The 18,652-nt window shown below is 72.0% G+C and carries 19 protein-coding genes; 10 read left to right on the top strand and 9 right to left on the bottom strand.

The genetic code is table 11. From position 1 onward, the window contains the following. Nucleotides 1-7: 7 nt before the first annotated feature. From AC1DS4_RS16175 to soxR, 4 genes are all read right to left on the bottom strand, one after another. Nucleotides 8-727: a hemerythrin domain-containing protein gene (locus AC1DS4_RS16175; protein WP_477614272.1), complete on the bottom strand. Its 720-nt coding sequence runs from the start codon at nt 725-727 to the stop codon at nt 8-10. A gap of 50 nt (nt 728-777) precedes the next feature. Continuing rightward, a complete protein-coding gene (locus tag AC1DS4_RS16180; protein WP_477632883.1) occupies nt 778-3,072 on the bottom strand; it encodes an MMPL family transporter in 2,295 nt (764 codons plus the stop codon). A gap of 108 nt (nt 3,073-3,180) precedes the next feature. Beyond that, a complete protein-coding gene (locus tag AC1DS4_RS16185; RefSeq protein WP_477632884.1) occupies nt 3,181-3,903 on the bottom strand; it encodes an endonuclease/exonuclease/phosphatase family protein in 723 nt (240 codons plus the stop codon). A 16-nt stretch (nt 3,904-3,919) separates the two neighbouring features. After that, entirely contained in the window at nt 3,920-4,387 is a 468-nt protein-coding gene (gene soxR / locus AC1DS4_RS16190) for a redox-sensitive transcriptional activator SoxR (RefSeq protein ID WP_477614275.1), read from the bottom strand. Between the two features lie 93 nt (nt 4,388-4,480). Here soxR and AC1DS4_RS16195 point away from each other — a divergent pair, with 93 nt between their 5' ends. Genes AC1DS4_RS16195 through AC1DS4_RS16205 form a run of 3 tightly spaced genes read left to right on the top strand, consistent with a single transcriptional unit; the run spans nt 4,481 to nt 6,820 of the window. Then, on the top strand, nt 4,481-5,173 hold the full coding sequence (locus AC1DS4_RS16195; RefSeq protein ID WP_477614276.1) for an SDR family NAD(P)-dependent oxidoreductase: 693 nt from the start codon (nt 4,481-4,483) through the stop codon (nt 5,171-5,173). After that, nucleotides 5,170-6,291 (top strand): S-adenosylmethionine:tRNA ribosyltransferase-isomerase, encoded by a 1,122-nt coding sequence (locus AC1DS4_RS16200; protein WP_477632885.1) that lies wholly within the window; start codon nt 5,170-5,172, stop codon nt 6,289-6,291. Before AC1DS4_RS16195 ends, AC1DS4_RS16200 begins: the two co-directional genes overlap by 4 nt. 22 nt (nt 6,292-6,313) lie before the next feature. After that, nucleotides 6,314-6,820, top strand: coding sequence for a mycothiol transferase (locus AC1DS4_RS16205; RefSeq protein WP_477614278.1), 507 nt, complete (start codon nt 6,314-6,316; stop codon nt 6,818-6,820). 9 nt (nt 6,821-6,829) lie between these two features. Here the strand turns inward: AC1DS4_RS16205 and AC1DS4_RS16210 are convergent, their stop codons facing one another. Next, nucleotides 6,830-7,612, bottom strand: coding sequence for a fructosamine kinase family protein (locus tag AC1DS4_RS16210; protein ID WP_477632886.1), 783 nt, complete (start codon nt 7,610-7,612; stop codon nt 6,830-6,832). Between the two features lie 171 nt (nt 7,613-7,783). Between AC1DS4_RS16210 and AC1DS4_RS16215 the strand changes: the two genes are divergently transcribed. The 3 genes from AC1DS4_RS16215 (at nt 7,784) to AC1DS4_RS16225 (ending at nt 10,523) form a co-directional block, all read left to right on the top strand. Then, nucleotides 7,784-8,665: a GAF and ANTAR domain-containing protein gene (locus AC1DS4_RS16215; protein ID WP_477632887.1), complete on the top strand. Its 882-nt coding sequence runs from the start codon at nt 7,784-7,786 to the stop codon at nt 8,663-8,665. 118 nt (nt 8,666-8,783) lie between these two features. Beyond that, on the top strand, nt 8,784-9,452 hold the full coding sequence (locus AC1DS4_RS16220; RefSeq protein ID WP_477632888.1) for a DsbA family protein: 669 nt from the start codon (nt 8,784-8,786) through the stop codon (nt 9,450-9,452). Nucleotides 9,453-9,461: 9 nt separating this feature from the next. After that, entirely contained in the window at nt 9,462-10,523 is a 1,062-nt protein-coding gene (locus AC1DS4_RS16225; RefSeq protein ID WP_477614282.1) for an App1 family protein, read from the top strand. Between the two features lie 16 nt (nt 10,524-10,539). Here AC1DS4_RS16225 and AC1DS4_RS16230 read toward each other — a convergent pair whose 3' ends face one another. Continuing rightward, nucleotides 10,540-11,982 (bottom strand): MFS transporter, encoded by a 1,443-nt coding sequence (locus tag AC1DS4_RS16230; protein ID WP_477624587.1) that lies wholly within the window; start codon nt 11,980-11,982, stop codon nt 10,540-10,542. Nucleotides 11,983-12,069: 87 nt separating this feature from the next. On the opposite strand from AC1DS4_RS16230, the gene AC1DS4_RS16235 reads away from it, so the two are divergent. Further along, nucleotides 12,070-12,930 carry an Fpg/Nei family DNA glycosylase gene (locus tag AC1DS4_RS16235; protein WP_477624588.1) on the top strand — a complete coding sequence of 287 codons (861 nt, stop codon included), beginning with the start codon at nt 12,070-12,072 and terminating at the stop codon, nt 12,928-12,930. Here AC1DS4_RS16235 and AC1DS4_RS16240 read toward each other — a convergent pair. Further along, nucleotides 12,923-15,868 carry a helix-turn-helix transcriptional regulator gene (locus AC1DS4_RS16240; RefSeq protein WP_477632889.1) on the bottom strand — a complete coding sequence of 982 codons (2,946 nt, stop codon included), beginning with the start codon at nt 15,866-15,868 and terminating at the stop codon, nt 12,923-12,925. The two genes, AC1DS4_RS16235 and AC1DS4_RS16240, sit on opposite strands and share 8 nt — an antisense overlap. 112 nt (nt 15,869-15,980) lie before the next feature. Here AC1DS4_RS16240 and AC1DS4_RS16245 point away from each other — a divergent pair, with 112 nt between their 5' ends. Continuing rightward, complete coding sequence (locus AC1DS4_RS16245) at nt 15,981-16,181, top strand: hypothetical protein (protein WP_477624590.1); 201 nt, start codon at nt 15,981-15,983, stop codon at nt 16,179-16,181. 37 nt (nt 16,182-16,218) lie between these two features. Here AC1DS4_RS16245 and AC1DS4_RS16250 read toward each other — a convergent pair whose 3' ends face one another. Then, complete coding sequence (locus AC1DS4_RS16250) at nt 16,219-17,163, bottom strand: aminoglycoside phosphotransferase family protein (protein WP_477632890.1); 945 nt, start codon at nt 17,161-17,163, stop codon at nt 16,219-16,221. A 78-nt stretch (nt 17,164-17,241) separates the two neighbouring features. On the opposite strand from AC1DS4_RS16250, the gene AC1DS4_RS16255 reads away from it, so the two are divergent. Both AC1DS4_RS16255 and AC1DS4_RS16260 read left to right on the top strand, forming a co-directional pair. Continuing rightward, complete coding sequence (locus AC1DS4_RS16255) at nt 17,242-17,568, top strand: rhodanese-like domain-containing protein (protein WP_477624592.1); 327 nt, start codon at nt 17,242-17,244, stop codon at nt 17,566-17,568. Between the two features lie 9 nt (nt 17,569-17,577). Further along, entirely contained in the window at nt 17,578-18,093 is a 516-nt protein-coding gene (locus AC1DS4_RS16260) for a DUF3806 domain-containing protein (RefSeq protein WP_477624593.1), read from the top strand. A 55-nt stretch (nt 18,094-18,148) separates the two neighbouring features. On the opposite strand, the gene AC1DS4_RS16265 is transcribed toward AC1DS4_RS16260, so the two are convergent. Next, nucleotides 18,149-18,637: a hypothetical protein gene (locus tag AC1DS4_RS16265; protein WP_477632891.1), complete on the bottom strand. Its 489-nt coding sequence runs from the start codon at nt 18,635-18,637 to the stop codon at nt 18,149-18,151. Nucleotides 18,638-18,652: the final 15 nt, after the last annotated feature.

The following is an 18,652-nucleotide window of genomic DNA, read 5'->3' on the forward strand; positions in this document are numbered from 1 at the left end:
AGACTGCTTAGTCGACATAGCGGAAGGCGATGGCCTCGCGCCGCTCGAAGGCCCGGCGGGTGAGCAGCCACAGGATGTGGTTGGGCCGACCGGTCTTCGCGAACACCTGACGCCGCAACGGTCCCGGCACGTCGTGGGCGGCCCAGGGCACCAGGGCGAGCACCTGGGCGAACGTGACCCCGGCCCTGAAGTGCTCCTCCTCGAGCTGCTCCCAGTCCTCGTGGGTGAGCACCCGCTGGATGATCGCGATGGCCTCGGTCTCCTCGTGCCGCAGGTGCCGTCCGAGGCTCTCCCGGGCCGCGCACAGCCGCACGGCCAGGGCCGCCCGGGCGTCCTCGTCGGCCTGGTGCGCGAGCCGTTCGAAGCCGGCGGCGCACGCTGTCAGGATCGGGTCGATCTCCGCGTGCTCCGCCTCCATGGCCTCCAGGACCTGGCGGTCCGCCTCGTCGGCGCGCTCGAGGAGGGCCGGCCAGAGACCGGCGTCCTCACCCGCGTGGTGGTGGTGGAGCACCTCGGCGAACAGCTCCCAGCGCGCCGCCAGCGCTCGCCAGGTCGACCGCGCCTCCGTGGGGGTGGCCGCGGCCGCCGTGGCGAAGGCCGCCAGGTCCCGGCGGAACCCGTGGTGCATGACGTACATCATCGTCATGTCGACCGGTCCCGGGTGGGCGGCCGTCTGTCCGGGGAAGGTGAGCTGTTCCGGCCAGGTGGGTGCAGTGGTGGTGGTCATGACAGGTTTCCTCTCAGGTCAACGGTTCTGGGTCAGGTGGTCAGGCGCGGTCAGCGGCTGGTGACGGTTTCGAGCTCGTCGTCCCAGAGGTCCTCGTCCGAGAGGCCCACGTCCTCGGTGCCGCTCACCCCCACAGCCACGGGCAGGGATGCCGGGTTGCCCGGCGCGCCGCCGCGGGTCACCGCGGGCGCCGTGGTCAGAGGGGCCGGCTCGAGGTCGAGGTCCTCGTCCGTGACCTCTGCTCGCACGTGCGGCAGGAGGCGGTCGAGCCACCGGGGGACCCACCAGTTCCAGTCGCCCAGGAGCGACATGGTGGCCGGCACCAGGACCATCCGGACGACCGTCGCGTCGAGCAGGATCGCGGCTGCCATGCCGATGCCGAGCTGCTTGACCACGACGTCCACCTCGCTGGCGAAGCCGAGGAAGACCGCGACCATGATGGCCGCCGCACTCGAGATCACCCGCCCGGTGGCGGACAGCCCCCGCACGACGCTGCCGTGCGAGTCGCCCGTGCGTGCCCAGTCCTCGCGGATCCGGGAGAGCAGGAACACCTCGTAGTCCATGGAGAGGCCGAAGAGGATGGCGAACATCAGGATCGGCACCCAGCTCGACACGGCCATGGGGTGGTCGAGGCCGAGCAGGTCGGTGGCCCAGCCCCACTGGAACACGGCCGTCAGGACGCCATAGGCGGCACCGATGCTCAGCAGGTTCATGACTGCCGCCTTGAGCGGGATCACGACCGAGCGGAAGACCAGCGCCAGCAGGAGGACCGAGACGGCGACGACGAAGGCGATGACGACCCACAGGCGTCCGGCGAGCATCTGGGCGATGTCGGCGAAGAACGCCGTGCCCCCCGTCAGCTCAGCGCCGGCAGGCAGCTGGGCGCGCACACTGCGCACGAGGGCACCAGTGCGCTCGTCGGTCGGCCCATAGGCGGGGATCGCGTCGAACACGCTGATGGCCGAGTCGGGCGACGTGACCGCAGGCGTCACGTCGACGATGTCGGAGCGCTCCTCGAGGGCTCGGGCCAGCGAAGCCACAGCGGCGTCCCCGAGCCTGGAGCGGTCGACCACGACGGTGAGCGGCCCGTTGCTCCCGGGCCCGAACTCGGCACTGACGAGGTCGTAGGCCCGACGGGTCGTGAGCTCCGTGGACTGGCTGCTCGGGTCCTGCGGCCAGGTCCGCATCTCGAGGGCCGGAACGGCCAGGGTGAGCATGACGATCGCGGCGGCCATCGCCCACAGCAGCGGACGCCTGGCGACCTTGACCGCCCACCGTGCCGTGAACGGCATACGGGCTGGGGCGCCCTTGGCCCGTGCCGCGCGGCCACGCCGGGTGGCGCCTCCGCGCCGGACCGTGCGGGGCAGCAGCCGACGGCCGGCGAAGCGGCACAGCACCGGCACGAGGGTGAGCGAGGCGGCCATCACGCACAGCACGGCGATGGCGGTCGCGAAGCCGAAGGAGCTGTAGACGGGCAGCCCGGCGAGCCGCAGGCCCATCAGCGAGACGAGCACCGTGCTGGCCGCGAAGACCACCGACCGACCGGCTGTCGCGGCGGCGCGCCCGGCGGACTCGGTCACGCTGAAGCCCTGCGCGAGGTACTCGGCGTGGCGCGTGACGAGTAGCAACGCGTAGTCGATGCCGACGCCGAGTCCGACCATGGTCGCGACCATCGGGGCGGCCGTGCTGACGTCCATGACGGCGGCGAGCAGGGTGACGCCAGCGGTGCCGACACCGAGTCCGACGAGTGCGGTGGCGATCGGCAGGCCGGCACTGACCACGGACCCGAAGGCGAAGACGAGGATGACGAGCGCTGCGACGATGCCGATGATCTCGCCACGACCCTCCATCGGGGCGGCCGCGCTCTCGGGCAGCTCTCCCCCGAGCTCGACCTGCAGACCCGCGGCGCGCAGTGGTGCGACGGCGGCGTCCAGCGGCTCGAGGTGGCCCATGAGGTCGGGGTCGGTGACAGGGGCGTCGTAGCTGACGTTGACGACTGCCGTGTCGCCGTCGGCCGAACGCTGTGCGGGGAACACCTGCACGACGTGCGGCATCTGCTCCAACCGGCTCGAGAGGCCGGACAGGGTCCCGTCGGTGGGCCGGTCGCCGGAGCGGTCGTGCACCACCACGCGGGCGGCGGTGCCGCCGGCGCCGGGAAGGTGGGCGCGCAGCTGGTCGATGCCGACCTGGGAGCGTGCGCCCGGGACGTCGTAGTCGTCCTGGGGTGTGCCGCCGAGGGTCGCGGCGAGACCGGCGACCACGAGGGCGATGAGCAGCCAGGCGGAGAGCGTCCGCCGCGGGTGGGCAGCGGCGCCGCGGCCGAGTCGGTAGAGCAAGCGGGTCATGGTGGGTCGTCCTTCGAAGGCAGAGGTGAACTGGTCGGGACCAGCGTCGGCTCACCTGCTTGTGCGCCACTTGGGACTGACTTGGGGTGCTCAGCCGGGCAGCGACCCTCAGCCGGGCAGGGCGACCTCGACGCGAAGGGCGTGGTGGTCCGAGGCATCCGAGCGCACCACCTGCGCCGACAGGGGGCGCACACCCCCGCCCACCCAGACGTAGTCGATGCGACGTGGCGGAGGTTCGGCCTCGAAGGTGTGCCCGTCGCCGTCACCCGCGACGGTCCAGGCATCCTCGAGCCGCCCGGCGAGGCAGCTGTGTGCCGGGGAGCCGGGTGTCGTGTTGAGGTCGCCGAGGAGGACGGTCGGGCGTTCGTCGAGGGTGGCGACGATCGCTTCCGCCTGCCGGGTCCGCTCGGTCTCGCTGTCCCACTGCAGGTGGGTGCCGAGGACCCGCAGGGCGGTGCCGTCCACGAGGACGGTGGCCTCGAGCATGCCGCGCTGCTCACTGCCGGGGAAGCACGGCAGCAGGGTGTTGGTCACGGACTCCAGCGGCAGGCGACTCAGCAGGGCAGTGCCGTACTGGGCTCGCGGTGATCCGGGGTGGGCGGGCTCGGCGTCGAGGTTCGCGGCATACGCGAGGTGCCAGCCCAGGAGCTGGGCGAGCAGACCCGGCTGGTCCTCGAACCGGCTCTGTGCCCGGCGGTGCCGGTCCACCTCCTGAAGCCCCACGAGGTCGGCGTCGGTGGCCGCGATGACGTCAGCGATCCGGCGCAGGTCCAGCACGCCGTCGAGGCCGACCCCGCTGTGGATGTTGTAGCTGAGCAGGGTGAGGGTCATGAACGCCTCTCCGCCGTCAGCGCGGGGGTCGCCGCAGGAGCGGCGGCAGGTAGGCGGCCCCGGGAGCGTCGGGGGTGGAGGCGGCGTAGTCGGAGGGGTTCGAGATGCCGCACTGCCGCAGCGAGAGGCAGCCGCACCCGATGCACGAGTCGAGCTTGTCGCGCAACGCCTCCAGGGCCGCGACCTGCTCGTCAAGCCTCGTCCTCCAGTGGGCCGAGATGCGGTGCCAGTCGGACTTCGTGGGCGTGCGGTTGGCGGGCAGGTTCGACAGCTCGCGTCGGATCTCGTCGAGGGTCAGCCCGACATTGCCCGCAGCCCGGATGAAGGCCAGCCGGCGCAGCACGCTGCGGGCGTACCGTCGCTGGCCGCCCGACGTGCGGGACGCCTCGATCAGCCCCTCGCGCTCGTAGTAGCGCAGCGCCGAGGCCGCGAACCCACTGCGCTCGGCGACCTCGGAGACGGTCAGCACGTCGGTCGTGTCCACGCCCTCCACTCCTCCTCGGATCGGGGCTTGACTTCAAGTTCACTTTAACTTTGATGATGTCTCCATCAGCCGAACAGCGCAACTGGAGGCACCATGCACACCGCCCTCATCACGGGTGGCTCGGCCGGGCTCGGCCTGGCCCTCACCCGGGACCTCGCCGCAGACGGGTGGCACGTGGTCGTCGACGGCCGGGACACCACCCGGCTCCAGGAGGCCGTCGGCTCACTGCCCGGAACCATCACCCAGGTCGCCGGGGACGTGACCGACCCGGCGCACCGCGAGGCGCTCGCTGCCGCGGTGGCGACGAGCGGCCGGCTGGACCTGTTGGTGCACAACGCCAGCACCCTCGGACCCACCCCACTGCCGCCACTGGCCGAGGTCGACCCCGACGGCCTCGACGACGTCTGGCTCACCAACGTCGCAGCCCCGCTGGCCCTCACCCAGCTCGTCCTCCCGGCGTTGCGCGCCTCGGGCGGGGTGCTGGTGGGCATCTCCTCGGACGCCGCGGTGGAGCACTACGAGGGATGGGGTGCGTATGCCGCGTCGAAGGCCGCCCTGGACCACGTCATCCTGACGCTGGGCGTCGAGAACCCGCAGGTCGCCGCCTATGCGATCGACCCGGGGGACATGCGGACGGCGATGCACCAGGCCGCCTTCCCCGGCCAGGACATCAGCGACCGACCGCTCCCGGAAACGGTCGTGCCGGCCATTCGAGCGCTGATTCGCGAGCGCCCGGCCAGCGGCCGGTACCGGGCCGCCGACTTCGCCCAGGAGGCGTCGGCGTGACCCGCCTGTCCGTCGCCCCGCTGACCCGCGTCGACAGCCCCGACGCCACCACTGCTCCCGGGCCACCCGAGGAGCGTGGCGTCGCCCGGGACGAGGTGCGGATGCTCGTGGCCACCGACCAGGGAGTCGCGCACGCACGCTTCCGGGACCTGCCGGCATACCTCGCGCCCGGTGACCTGGTCGTGGTCAACAACTCGGCCACCCTCGCGGCGGAGTTCGACGCCCTGGCCGGCGGTCGCGGCCCGGTCGTCGTCCACGCCGCGACCAGGCTCGACGACGGCACCTGGGTGGTCGAGCTGCGCACCCCGCCTGATGCGTCCCGCGCCGTCCTGGACGCGCAGGTCGGCGAGGAGCTCGAGCTCCCGGCCGGCGGGCGACTCACCCTGCTGGCGCCCTACCCGCGGGCCGACTCCTCCCCCACCGGCAGCGGCAACCGGCTCTGGCGGGCAGCGGTGAGCGGCCCGCGCGCGCTCGAGCAGCACCTCGTGAGGTACGGAAGGCCGATCGCCTACGGCCATCTCGACCGGAGCTACCCGCTGGCGGCCTACCAGACGGTCTTCGCCACGCGTCCGGGCGGCGCCGAGATGCCAAGTGCCGCAAGGCCGTTCAGCCCCGAACTGGTCACCAGGCTGGTCGCGACCGGCATCGGCGTCGCGGTGGTCACGCTGCACACGGGGGTCTCGTCGCAGGAGGCGGGCGAGGCGCCACAGCCCGAGTGGTTCGAGGTGTCCGCGACGGTGGCCCGGCTGGTCAACGCCACTCGAGCCGCCGGTGGCCGCGTCGTGGCGGTCGGGACGACGGTGACCCGCGCTCTCGAGTCCGCGGTCCTTGACGGGGCCGACAGCGGCGGCCACGGCGGCCACGGCGACGGCGAGGTGGCTGCGAGGTCTGGGTGGACGACCCGGGTGGTCACCCGCGACGACCCGCCCCGGGTGGTGAACGGCCTGGTCACCGGGTGGCACGACCCGCAGGCCTCGCACCTGCTGCTCGTCGAGGCCGTGGCCGGGCAGGACCTGACCCAGCGCGCCTACGACGAGGCGGCGCGGGGCGGCTACCTGTGGCACGAGTTCGGCGACTCGGCCCTGCTGCTCCCGAGCGGGCCGGGAGGCGCGTCCTGAGCGATCTGCCTAGGATCCGGACATGACCCTCGGTGACCTGCTCGTCGACGCCTTCACCAGGATTCGCCAGGGTGCCGAGGATGCCGTCAGGGGACTGTCGCCGGAACAGCTCGCGCAGCGTCCGACGCCGAACTCCAACTCGATCGCGTGGCTGGTCTGGCACCTGACCCGCATCCAGGACGACCACATCGCGGAGGTCGCCGACCACGAGCAGGTGTGGACGAGCGCGGGCTGGCACGAGCGGTTCGGGCTGCCCTTCGTGCCGGCCGACACCGGCTACGGCCACACCCCCGACCAGGTCGCCCGGGTGCGTGGCCTCGACCCGGACCAGCTGGTCGGCTACCTCGACGCGGTGCACGCCGTCACGGTCGACTACGTCCGGCCGCTCACCCCTGACGACCTCGGCCGGGTGGTCGACGAGCGCTGGGACCCGCCGGTCACGCTGGGGGTCCGGCTGGTCAGCGTGGTCAACGACGACCAGCAGCACGTCGGTCAGGCCGCCTTCCTCCGCGGGCTGCTGGACGGCTGAGCGCGACCCCTAGCGATAGCGGCGGGCGCGCTCGACCGCCCGGCTCGGGTAGTCGGAACCGAAGAGCACCGCGTGGACCATCAGCGGGTGCAGCTGGTGCAGCGCCACCCGCTGGGGCCACTGTGCGTCGAGGCGGTGCTGCTCGAGGTAGCCGCCGATCACGAAGTCCCAGTGCGGGCACCCGAACAGCGCGAGCATCGCCAGGTCGGTCTCGCGGTGGCCACCGTGCGCCGCCGGGTCGATGAGGACTCCCCCGCTCGGGGTCCACGCGATGTTGCCCGACCACAGGTCGCCGTGGATGCGGGCCGGGGTCGCCCCGTCGTCGAACTCCCCGTGGCTCACCCGGCGCGCCAACCGCTCGAAGAGCGCAATATCGGAATGGTGGTAGATACCCCTATCGACCCCCATCGACAGCATCGGGAGCAGTCGCTGCTCGGCGTAGAACTCGCCCCAGGTCTCGGTCGGCCGCAGCGGCAGGGGCAGCAGCTCGGTCGCCGGGCCGAGGAAGCCGTCGCCCTCCCAGCCGTCCGGAGGGCTCCCGTATGCCGCGGCGCCGGCATCGTGGGTCCGGGCCAGGGCGGCGCCGAACGCCTCGGCCATCGCCGGGTCCGGGTTGGCGAAGGTCAGCTTCCGCAGGTCCAGGTGGTCGGAGGCCACGTCGAGCACGGTGACCACCTCGGCCCCGCCCGGCGCGCTCGCGAGCCAGGCCAGCCCGGCCGCCTCCCACCGGAAGTATCCGTCCGGCGCCGACCGGCTGCCCTTGCGGAAGACCGACGAGGGCTGCTCGCTCACCGGGGGGCCCCGGGTCGGAGCCGCGCGTGTGCCATCCCGACATCTAACCGCGTGTCCACGTCACCGCACGTCCGCGCTCGGGCGGCCACCCGGCATACCGGAAGTTTGTGGTCCCGGAACGCCGACTGGCGGGTACGGTGAGCGTGAACACCACGTCGCCTAGGAGCGCCCATGGCCGAGCTGGCCTCCGTCCCGGACCTCACTCCGGACAACACCCCGAGCATCCCGAGCAGTGCGGACGGTGCGAATGCCGGGGACCTCTCGAGCACCACACCCGCCACGCGGATCACCGAGCAGGACGCGCGCGAGGCCGAGGCGCTCCACCAGGACGCCGGCGACCGCAGCCTGGCCGCGGCCCAGCGCCTGATGTCCGAGCTCGCGGGCTCACTCGAAGGTCTCGACGACCTCGCTCCCTACCTCGACCGGCTGGTGGCTGCGGTCAACGCCAACATCGACGGCTGCGACGCGGTGGGGGTCACGGTGGTCATGGAGGACCGACCGCGCACCGCGGCGTACACCACGGCCGGGACGCTCGAGATCGACGCCGTGCAGTACGCCGTCGGCGACGGGCCCTGTCTGGACGCGTTCCGGAACGGGCGCGAGAACCTCGTCGACTTCGCCGGGGGCGAGGAGCGCTGGCCCGCCTTCATGGCAGGCTGCGAGGCCGGCGAGGTGCAGTCCCTGCTCGCGCTGCCCCTGGAGTCCGGGGGGCGGCGGTTCGGGGCCCTGAACCTCTACGGCTACGAGCGGCACGCGTTCGACCACAGCGACCTGGTGCTCGTGCGGATGGCTGCCGCTCGCGCGGCCGATGCCCTGGCAGCTGCGGTGCAGGTCGCCGGCGCCCGTCAGGTGGCGGCGCAGATGGAGCAGGCGATGGCCAGTCGCGCCGTCATCGAACAGGCCAAGGGCGTGCTCATGGGCCGGCACTCGATCAGCGAGATCGTGGCCTTCGAGCTGCTCCGGCGCCAGTCCCAGGAGCAGAACCTCAAGCTGCGCGTGCTGGCTTCCCAGATCGTCGCCGAAGCTCGATCCTCGCGTTCCGAGGCGCTGTGAGCTAGTCTCGGCTCCACCTGAAGCAACCGGGTTTGGCCACACGGCCATCCCGGTTGCTTTTTGCTTTACCGGGACTGTGCATCCACGGGCAGCGGTCTTGCCCCAGGAGGTTTGCGAGATGAAGGGTGCTCCCCGCACCTGCCGCGGCGGTTTCACCGGCTGTGGCACCCCCCGCCCGTCGACGAGGCTGGGCCTGCGCTGCGGACACGAGCCGCGACTCCCCGGACTCGGCGTTCCGGGCCGCTTCACCACCGGATGGACAGGACACGGACTGCCGTCGACGGCCGACCCGTCGACCCTGCTCGTCTACGTCATGGACATCTACGATCCCGACTCGTGGGCCTACCTGCCCTCGGTCAGCGCGGTGCTCAGTGCCGCCTGCTCGCTCGTCGACGTGGAGGTCGTGCAGTCCGGCCGGTATGCCGCCAACGCACCGGCCGCGTGCCTCATCGCCCTCCTCGCTGCGGGCGAGCTGCCCGTCTCGACGGTCCTGGGTGCCGTGCAGCACGCGTACTTCGTCGAGTCGCGCCCGCTCGACGCACCGGGTGTCCTCGAGTCGATCTGCGCGGGTCTCGGTCTCGACGGTCCCGCTGTCGAGCTGTTCGCGGCCAGCCAGCGGGCCCGTGAGCTGGCCGCCGAGGACTTCGAGCTCGCCCAGGACTTCGACCTCGGCGGAGGGCCACTGCTCATCGCCAGCCGTGGCGAGCAGATCTTCGAGTTCGACGGCCCCGGCGCCACCGGTGATCGACTCGTCGACCAGTTCAGGACGGTGCTCACGAGGCCATAGGGTCTGTCCATGGCCAGACCGCATCGCGCTTCCATCGTCGAGGACGCCTGGCACCGTCGGGTCGACTCGGCGCTGAGACGCCGCGGCTGGCAGACCCGGATCGTGGCCCACACCGGCTACGGCTCGCAGGAGTTCGCCCGGGTGCTCGGCAGGGTGCTGCTGACCCGGCGACCCGAGCCCGGTGAGCGCGCCGACGCCGGCGCCTCCGCAGCGGAGCTCCGGTCCGCCGAGGACGAGCGCCGTGGCTGGCGCGCGTTCGTCACCGCACCGGCGATGAACGTCCCCGTGACGATCACCGTCGGCGCCAAGACTGTGCACACCCGCAGCGACCGCAGCGGCTACATCGACACCAAGGTCAAGGGCCACGGACTCGAGCCCGGCTGGCACGAGGTCAGGGTGAGCGCGGCCGACGCCGAGGACGTGGTGGCGGCCGTCATGATCGTGGGCGACGACGAGACCTTCGGCCTGATCAGCGACATCGACGACACGGTCATCTCGACGTCCCTGCCTCGCCCGATGATCGCGGCCTGGAACACCTTCGTGAAGAGCGAGAACGCCCGACACGTCGTGCCCGGCATGGCGACGATGTACCGCGAGCTGCTCGAACGACACCCGAACGCACCGATGGTCTACGTCTCCACCGGCGCGTGGAACACCGCGCCGACCCTGACCCGGTTCCTTCGACGTCACGGCTACCCGCCGGGCCCCCTGCTCCTCACCGACTGGGGTCCGACCAACACCGGGTGGTTCCGGTCGGGGCAGGAGCACAAGCAGGCCTGCCTGCACCGGCTCGCCAACGAGTTCCCCCACATCCGCTGGGTCCTCGTCGGTGACGACGGCCAGCACGACCCCAAGATCTACGGCGACTTCGCCGAGCAACGGCCGCACACGGTCGCAGCCATCGCCATCCGCGAGCTGACGCCGGGCGAGCAGGTGCTGTCCCACGGCATACCCGTGTCGTTGGAGGAGTTCGCCGCACCGCGTGGCCGCCACGAGCGCGAGGTGCCGGTATGCCGCGCGGGCGACGGCTACGGGCTGGTGCGGCTGCTGCGCATCGCCCTCGACCTGTAGGGCACGGCCCGCGCAGCTAGCGAGCCGTGACGTCGAGGTGGGGTGCGTCCGCGCACGGCGTCTCGCGCTGGGCCAGGCCGAAGGCAGTCAGGGCTGCACCGCCGACCAGCAGCCCGGCGCAGACCAGCATGGCGAGTCGGTAGGAGGGCGCGAGCGCGTCGGCCGACGCGTAGTCGGCGCCGCCCAACCCGACCAGCGGGGGAAGGGCTGCCACGGCGAGCAGGCCGGCCGTGCGCGCCACCGCGTTGTTGACGCCACTCGCGGTGCCGGCCAGCTCGTCCGGCGCGGCGGCGAGCACGGTGCCGGTCAGGGGGGCGACCGTCATGGCGAGGCCGAGCCCCACCAGCGTGATGCCGGGAAAGACGTTGGTGACGTAGGAGGCCTCTCTCGGCGACATGGCCAACAGCACGAATCCCGCTGCGGCGACGAGGGTTCCGCCGATCATGTAGGGGCGTGGGCTGGACCTGGCGGCCAGTCTGCCGAAGCGGCCGGCGAGAAGAAGCATGACAACACTGAGGGGCAGGGTCGCGGCACCAGCCTCGAGCGCGGACCAGCCAGCCACGGTCTGGAGGAAGAGCACGAGGAACAGCAGCGCGGCGGACAGTCCCGCGTAGACGAGGAGCGTGACGAGGTTGATGGTGGTGAACACCCGGTTGGCGAACAGCGAGGGCGGAACCATCGGGTCGTGGGTGTGCAGCTCAGCCCGGACGAACCCGCCCAGCGCGATCACGCCGATCGCACCGATGGTCAGGGCCGAGGCGCTGAGCCCGTCGGACAGGGACGTCAGGCCATAGGTGAGGCCGGCCAGTCCGACCACGGCCAGGGCGACCCCGGTTGCGTCGACGTGCTTGCTGGCCAACGGATTTCGCGACTCGGGCACGAACTTGAGGCTCAGCACCACGACCACCACCGCCAGTGGCACGTTGAGCCAGAAGGCCCACCTCCAGTCACGCTCGACGAGCCAGCCGCCGATGACAGGTCCCGAAGCCGTGGCGACGCCCAGCAGGCCGGTCCAGGCGCCGATGGCAGCCATCCGGTCGTCCCGGTGGAAGGACGCCTGGAGGATCGCGAGGCTGCCGGGAACCAGGAGTGCAGCGCACAGACCCTGGAAGGCACGTGCCGCGATGAGCACCTCGACCGTCGGCGACAGGGCGCAGAGCACCGAGGCGACACCGAACCCGCCCACGCCCACGGCATACATCGCTCGTCGCCCGAACCGGTCGCCCAGTGAGCCGCCGAGCAGGATGAAGGAGGCCAGCGTCAGCGCGTAGGCGTTGACGACCCACTGCAGGCCGGCGAGGTCGGCCTCGAGGTCGCGTCCGATCGTCGGGAGCGCGACGTTGACGATGGTGCTGTCGAGCAGGGCGATTCCGCTCCCCAGCACCGTGGTGGTGAGGGCCAGCCGTCCGGTGTGCGACTTGAGCCGCAGCAGCTCCTTGGGTGCGGCCGTCGTCGTCATGGCTCCATCGTCGCACCGCCGCGCAAGGGGTCTGTCGGTGCTGGGATTCCCGCGGATCCGCTGCGGATCTCTGACAAACTCGGCCTTGTGCCGGAGCTGCCCGAGGTCCAGGCGCTCGTCGACTTCCTCGCCGAGCGGACCGTCGGGCTCGCCGTGACAGGGGTCGAGCTCGGGTCCTTCTCGGTGCTGAAGACCTTCGACCCGCCACCGCAGGCGCTCAGCGGAGCTCCCGTCGACGCTGTGTCCCGGCACGGCAAGTTCGTCGACATCGACTGCGACGGAGTGCATCTCGTCTTCCACCTCGCCCGCGCGGGCTGGCTGCGCTGGTCTGACGCGATGCCCAACACGGTGCTGCGTCCGGGCAAGTCACCGATCGCCCTGCGCACCCGGTTCTCCGATGCGTCCGGCTTCGACCTCACCGAAGCGGGTACCAAGAAGCGTCTCGCCGCCTATCTCGTCCGTGACCCGCACGACGTCCCCGGGATCGCCTCCCTCGGACCTGACCCGATGGCCGACGAGTTCACCCGTGAGGCGTTCGGGGCGCTGCTGTCCGGGCGACGCTCACAGATCAAGGGGCTGCTGCGCGACCAGGGGTTCATCGCCGGGATCGGCAACGCCTACTCCGACGAGATCCTCCACGTCGCCAGGATGTCGCCGTTCGCGATGGCAGCCAGCCTCGACGACGAGGCCGTGGATCGCCTGTATGCCGCGTTGCGGGGAACGCTGTCCGCGGCCGTCGCGACCGCCTCGGGCAAGCCGGCCAAGGAGCTCAAGGACGCCAAGCGCGCGGGGATGAGGGTGCACGGCCGCACCGGGGAGACCTGCCCGGTCTGCGGCGACGTGGTGCGCGAGGTGTCGTTCGCCGACTCGTCGTTGCAGTACTGCGCGACCTGCCAGACCGGTGGCAAGCCGCTGGCCGACCGTCGGATGTCCCGCCTCCTCAAGTAGCGGTGTCCCGGACCCCGTGCGATCGCACGGCCAGGGCGGCGAGCTGGATTCGGCTCGACGTACCGGTCTTGTGGAGCAGGTTGGAGACGTGGACGCTCACCGTCTTCTCACTGATGAACAGGTGGCGCGCCACCTGCGCATAGGTCTCCCCGGCGACGATGTGGTCCAGGATCTCGGCCTCACGCGGGGTCAGGGCCACGCCCACCAGCTCGGTGACCGGCTCGGCTGCGGGGTGGTGCTCGCCGGGGTCGACCAGGGAGAGGTGCGCCTGCAGGGCCAGCTGTTCGACGAGGGCAACCAGCGGGGCCGCCCGGAGCTCGTCGCCGATGGCAGCCGCTCGGCCCAGCGCGTCGGCCGCCCTCTCGCGACCCTTCGGCTCTGCCAGGAGCGTCCGGCCGAGGAAGTACAGCGACCTGGCGTGGTCGAACCGGAGTCCGGCACGGTTGGTCGCCTCAGCCGCCGCCTGCCACAAGGGCAGCGACGTCGGGTCCTCGCCGTGGCACCTGGCCCGGTCTGCGCCGTAGAGAGCGCCCCACGCCGGGTGGACGGCGTCCTCCAGCCCGGAGGGCAGGAACGGCGGCGGCGAGCCACCACGCAGGGACTCGATGCGCTCCAGCCAGGAGATCGCGGCGGCCCTCGTTTCGTCGGACGCGCCCGCACCGGCGTCCGCCAGGTCGGCTGCGGCGCGCGCCGCCAGCCGGAGGAGTTCGTCGGCCACGGAGTGGTCGAGGGCGACGGCCTGGGTCATCCAGGTCTCGACCAGCTCGAGGGTGCGTCGAGGTCGTCCGAGCTCGAGGGCGACCAGCATCTCGCTCAGGATGAACTCGTCCCCCAGGCCGCTGACGGGCATCAGCTCCCTGGCGCGGGACAGGTGCGCGTCGGCCGCGGCTACGTCGCCCTCCAGGGCGCTGAGCACGGCCGCGCCGCACCGGGCTGCCGCTCCCCAGCGGGTGTTCAGCCGCAGGGCCAGCGTTTCGCGGATGATGGAGCGCGCAACGTCCCACTGGCCGAGCTGGACCAGCGTCAGCGCTGCGCGCGCACCGGTGCAGGAGATGCCCTGGGCGCTGCCGCGCTCCCGCATGAGCGCAAAGACCTCGCGCGAGAGCGACGCCGACGCTGCGAGCTGCCCCACGGACTCGAAGCTGTTGCAGACGTTGACCGACACCCTGATGAGCAGCTCGGTCTCGTCGACCCCACGGGCCAGAGCCCACGCCCGCTCCGCATCGACGACGCCGTCATGGGTGCCCCACGACGTCTGCGCGCGCACCACCAGAGCCCAGGCGAGGGCGTCGTCGGCACCCAGTGCCTCGGCAAGGTGGACGGCCTCCGCTGCGTGTCCCGCACCGGCGGCGATCCCCTCGAAGACCTCGAAGTTGGCCAGGTGCGCGAGCGCGAGCACCCGTTCCTTCGAGTCCGGGAAGGGGTCGGTCAGGGCGACGGCTCGCTCGAAGTCGGCGACCACGGCCGAAGCGCTGCCGGTGATGTTGGTCCCCTTGGCGAAGTTCAGCGCCATCAGGACGCGGCAGGCGGCCAGCGGCTCCTCCTGTGGATCGACGGCCGAGAGCGCCCGCTCGTAGAACTCCACGGCCAGGGCCGGTCTGCCGGCGGCGATCAGGCACCGCCCGGCCCTCGTGAGCAGCTCGGTCCTGGACGGCCTCGACTCAGCCGGAACCAGCTCGAGCAGGTCGCCGGCCGTGGCGAGGTGTGTCGCCTCCTCGCTGATCGCGTGGAGCCTGAGGGATTCGTCCGCGGCGCGCAGAGCCCATCTGAAGGCCGGTTCCACGTCCTCGGCGGCGGCGTAGTGCAGGGCGAGGTGGGTCGCGCGCTCGGCGTCCGTGACGCCTTCGGCGGCCTCCCAGCCGGCGGCGAAGGCGCGATGGACCTCGGGGAGCTCCCACCGGGGCAGCGTCGTGACCACCACCTCGGCCAGCAGGGGGTGGCGGAACCAGACGTCCCCATGGTCCTGAACGACGGTGATGCCCTCGCCGACCGCCTCGCTCACGGCGGCCGTCACCTCGTCGGCCGCCAGTCCACGCCGTCGGGCGAGGTCCTCGAGCACGCGGAACGCCACGGGACGCCCGGCGACGGCCACCAGCTGGGTGACCGACCTGGCCGTGGGACCGAGTCGGTGCCACGAAGCGAGCAGCGCCTGGGCGAGTCGGCCGCCGGCACCGTCGGTATCGCCGACCTCCTGCGCCACGAGCTCCGCGAGGTAGGGGTTTCCCTCGGAACGGGCAAAAACCCTCTCTGCCAGCGCCACATCGGCCTGCACGCCTGGCAGCCGCAGCACGAGCTGCTCCGTCTCGCCGGCGCTGAGGCGCGAGAGGCGGAGGTGGTGGACGGCGGTGAGGCGTCGCACGTCGGCCAACCAGCCGTACAGACGGTGCCCATCACCCAGCTCGGTGTCCCGGTAGGTGAGGGCGAGCGTGAGGTGCTGACCCGGGTGCAGTCCGGCGACGATGAAGGAGAGGACATCGAGGGAGCTCGGGTCAGCCCACTGGAGGTCGTCCACGACCACGAGGGTGGGTGCGTCGTCGGCCAGCCGGTCGACGGCACCAGCAAGCTGGAAGAGCAGTCCCTGCGGCCCGGGGTCGGCAACGCCGCCGCGGGGTCCCAGCACGTTGCCGTGGGAAACCGCACCCGGAAACACCCGGTCGAGGGTCTCGGCGCCGACGCCTCGCCCCCAGCGGTCGAATGCCTGGGTGAACGGCAGGTGCGTGGTGACCTCGGCCCCGAACCGGAGGCACTGGCCGAACAGGACGTGGAACCCTCGCGCCTGCGCCCGCTCGACCAGGTCGCGGACGAGGCTGGTCTTGCCGATGCCGGGCTCGCCGTGGAGCAGCGTCGCCCCCGGCTTCCCATCCACGGCTTCGTCCAGCGCGCGGAGCAGCCGCGCCTGTTCGGCAGCGCGTCCCACCAGTGGCCGTGGGGGGTCCATCTCCCGATCATCCACCCGTGGCCGGCGTCCCGTCGTCCGCTCGTCCGTCACCGAGCAGCGTCCACGGACTCTAGAGGGTGAGAGAACGGCGACGAGACGTCTGAGGGGGACTGTGAGGCCTGCACGGGCAGTCCTCCGGGCTCTGGGCGCTTCCCTCTTCCTCTGTGTGGTCCTCGTCGTCCCGGTCGCGGCCATCGACAAGCCCCTCGACTCGACGAGCCTGACCGTGGTCGGACTGGTCGCGATCGCGGTCGGAGCGTTCACCTATCGTCACGCGCGGCACGGTCGCGCGCGGGGCGACGCCAAGGACTGAGGCTCGTGGTCCACCGCTGGCCCACGTCTCGCCGGGGTCAGTCCCGGAGCAGCACCGTGGCTGCGTCGAGGAAGGACTCGGCTGCCTCGTCGTCGTCGAACCAGCGCAGGTAGAGGGCGGTGGTGACCCGTTCGACGAAGGCCCACTGCCCCACCCGCTCCGGGTCGGTGCCGGTGAGCTCGGCCGCGTGCGCACACAGGGCCTCGTGCCGCTCGCGGGCCAGGGAATGGTCACGGCTGGCCAGGACCTCCCTGCTGAAGTCACGCAGGGTCACGCCGACGTCGTACTCGGGCTCGCACCGGAACCCGTCGGGGTCGACGAGCTTGTAGCGCGGGATCCCGTTGGCCTGCAACGCATTGCCGGGGTGGGGGTCGCCGTGGCAGAGGACGTCGCGCGCGGGATCGCGGGTCGCCGACAGGTGACGGGCCAGCTCGTGGGCGCGGTCCAGTGCTGCGCCCCAACGCTCCTCGTCGTCGCCCTGACGGAACCGGCGCACGATCCCCGCCAGCACCGCGGCCTTGTCCTCCCCGGCAGCGACCTCGGGAGCCAGGGACACCGGCACCTCCCACGCCAACCGCAGCGTGGCGGCCAGGTGGTCGACCTGGGTCACCGCAGGCAGCCGCGAGGAGGCGAGGCTGGGACCGAGGCGTTCCAGCAGCACGGCGCCGTGAGGGGCGTCGGACGCCAGCACCGCGGCATACCCGCGCCCGTGTCCTGCCTCGAGAGTGGCGACCTGGGCCGTGAAGCCGGGGCCCACCTGCTCGATCTTGAGGACCGCAGGCGTCCCGTCGGCGTCGACGGCGACCACGGGGACGCCCAGGCCTTCGGCGTACACCTCGCCGAGGGTGAGCGACCAGCGCTCGACCAGGTCCGCGAGCAGCTCGGGCAGGCCGTCGAGCACCGGCACGAGAGCGGGATGGTCGCCCACCTGGGCGCGAGCCGTGGCCACCACCCGGGCGATCGCCGCCGCGCTGCTCGTCATGGCCACACTGTGCCGCCCGCGGGGACGGTCTGCCCACTGGATTTCCGCGCGGTCTGGCGGGGGTGTTTCATTGGGGGCATGACCATCCCCCAGGTTCCTGTCACGGACGTCCACGACCACGCCGTACTGCTCGACGTGCGCGAGCAGGACGAATGGGACGCGGGCCATGCGCCCGGTGCCCTGCACATCCCGCTCGGCGAGCTGCCGTCCCGGCTCGACGAGCTGCCGGACACCGATGCGGGCACGCTCGCCGTGGCCTGCCGCGGTGGTGGCCGTTCGTCCAGGGCCGTGGCGTGGCTGTCGCAACAGGGTTTCGACGTCGCCAACCTCGACGGCGGCATGAAGGCGTGGCAGGGCGCGGGCAAGCAGCTCGTCGCCGACTCGGGCTCCGCCACGGTCAAGTAGGTCACGGCCATGGCGTGGTTCGGTCGGGGCCGCGACGACTCCGCAGCTGACGTGCCCGAGACGGAGGAGCGCACGCTCCCCGATGCCGGTGACACGCTCGACCCAGGCGCTTCGCTGCGCCCGCTGGTGGACCCGCTGGGTGACGGTGAGCGAGGCCGGATCACCGCCGCCCTGGAGTCGCTGACCGCCGAAGGAGTCGACGTCGACGACCTCGACTCGCTCAGTGCCGGCCTCGACCGGGCGTATGCCGCGTGGTCGGCCGCGCCGGAGGACGACCGTCCCGACCATGCCGCCGTCGTGGAGCGCTACGCGGTGGGGATCGGCGAGCACCTCGACCGCCACACCGACCTCGACTGGCAGGTGGTCACCGATGTCTTCGGGACCGACCTGTCGCTGACCGAGGGTTTCAAGGGTTCGTTCGTCGTCGTCCCGCACAACCTGGTGGCGGGACGCTGGATGCGCGGCGAGACCGGCTGGATCCCTGCCGTGGTGGGGCACATCGTCCGCCGCCGCACCCGCGACTGACGCGCAGCGAGGAGGAGGGTGGGCCGCGCAGACCCGCGCGACCCACCCCCAGGTCTCACCAGCGGACGGACGTCGAGACGCTCGCCTGTCCCCCGAGCCAGCTGTGCGCTGCCGCGATGAGGCCGTCCCCGACGACCTTGGCCTTCTTGTGCTCGGCGCCGGCGTACGCGAGGTCGGCCTTGTCGAAGTAGGCGTTGACGCTGAGGCTGGCGTCGATGATGTGGGCGCAGGCCTCACCGGTGGTGCTGATGGTGAGCTCTTCGCCGGGGCTGACCTGCAGGACCGCGTGGACGTCGACCGGCTCGCAGGTACCCGGGACGGTCGGGAAGGTGCCGTCGGAGGCGGTGACGACCAGGTCGAGCGCGCCTCCGAGTGGCCCTGCGGTCGGCCCGTCGAAGTGCCAGCTCGAGGCGGACACGCTCGGGGTGCCGTCGAAGAGGCTGCGGTCGAGACGCTCGACGGTGGCGGCGTGAGCGCTGGCAGGGACGAGTGCCACGAGCGCGAAGGTGGCGCTGGCGACGGCGGTGATGGTGCGGACATTCATGGGATGACTCCAGTG

It is taken from the genome of Pedococcus sp. P3_C7 (genome assembly GCF_056402615.1).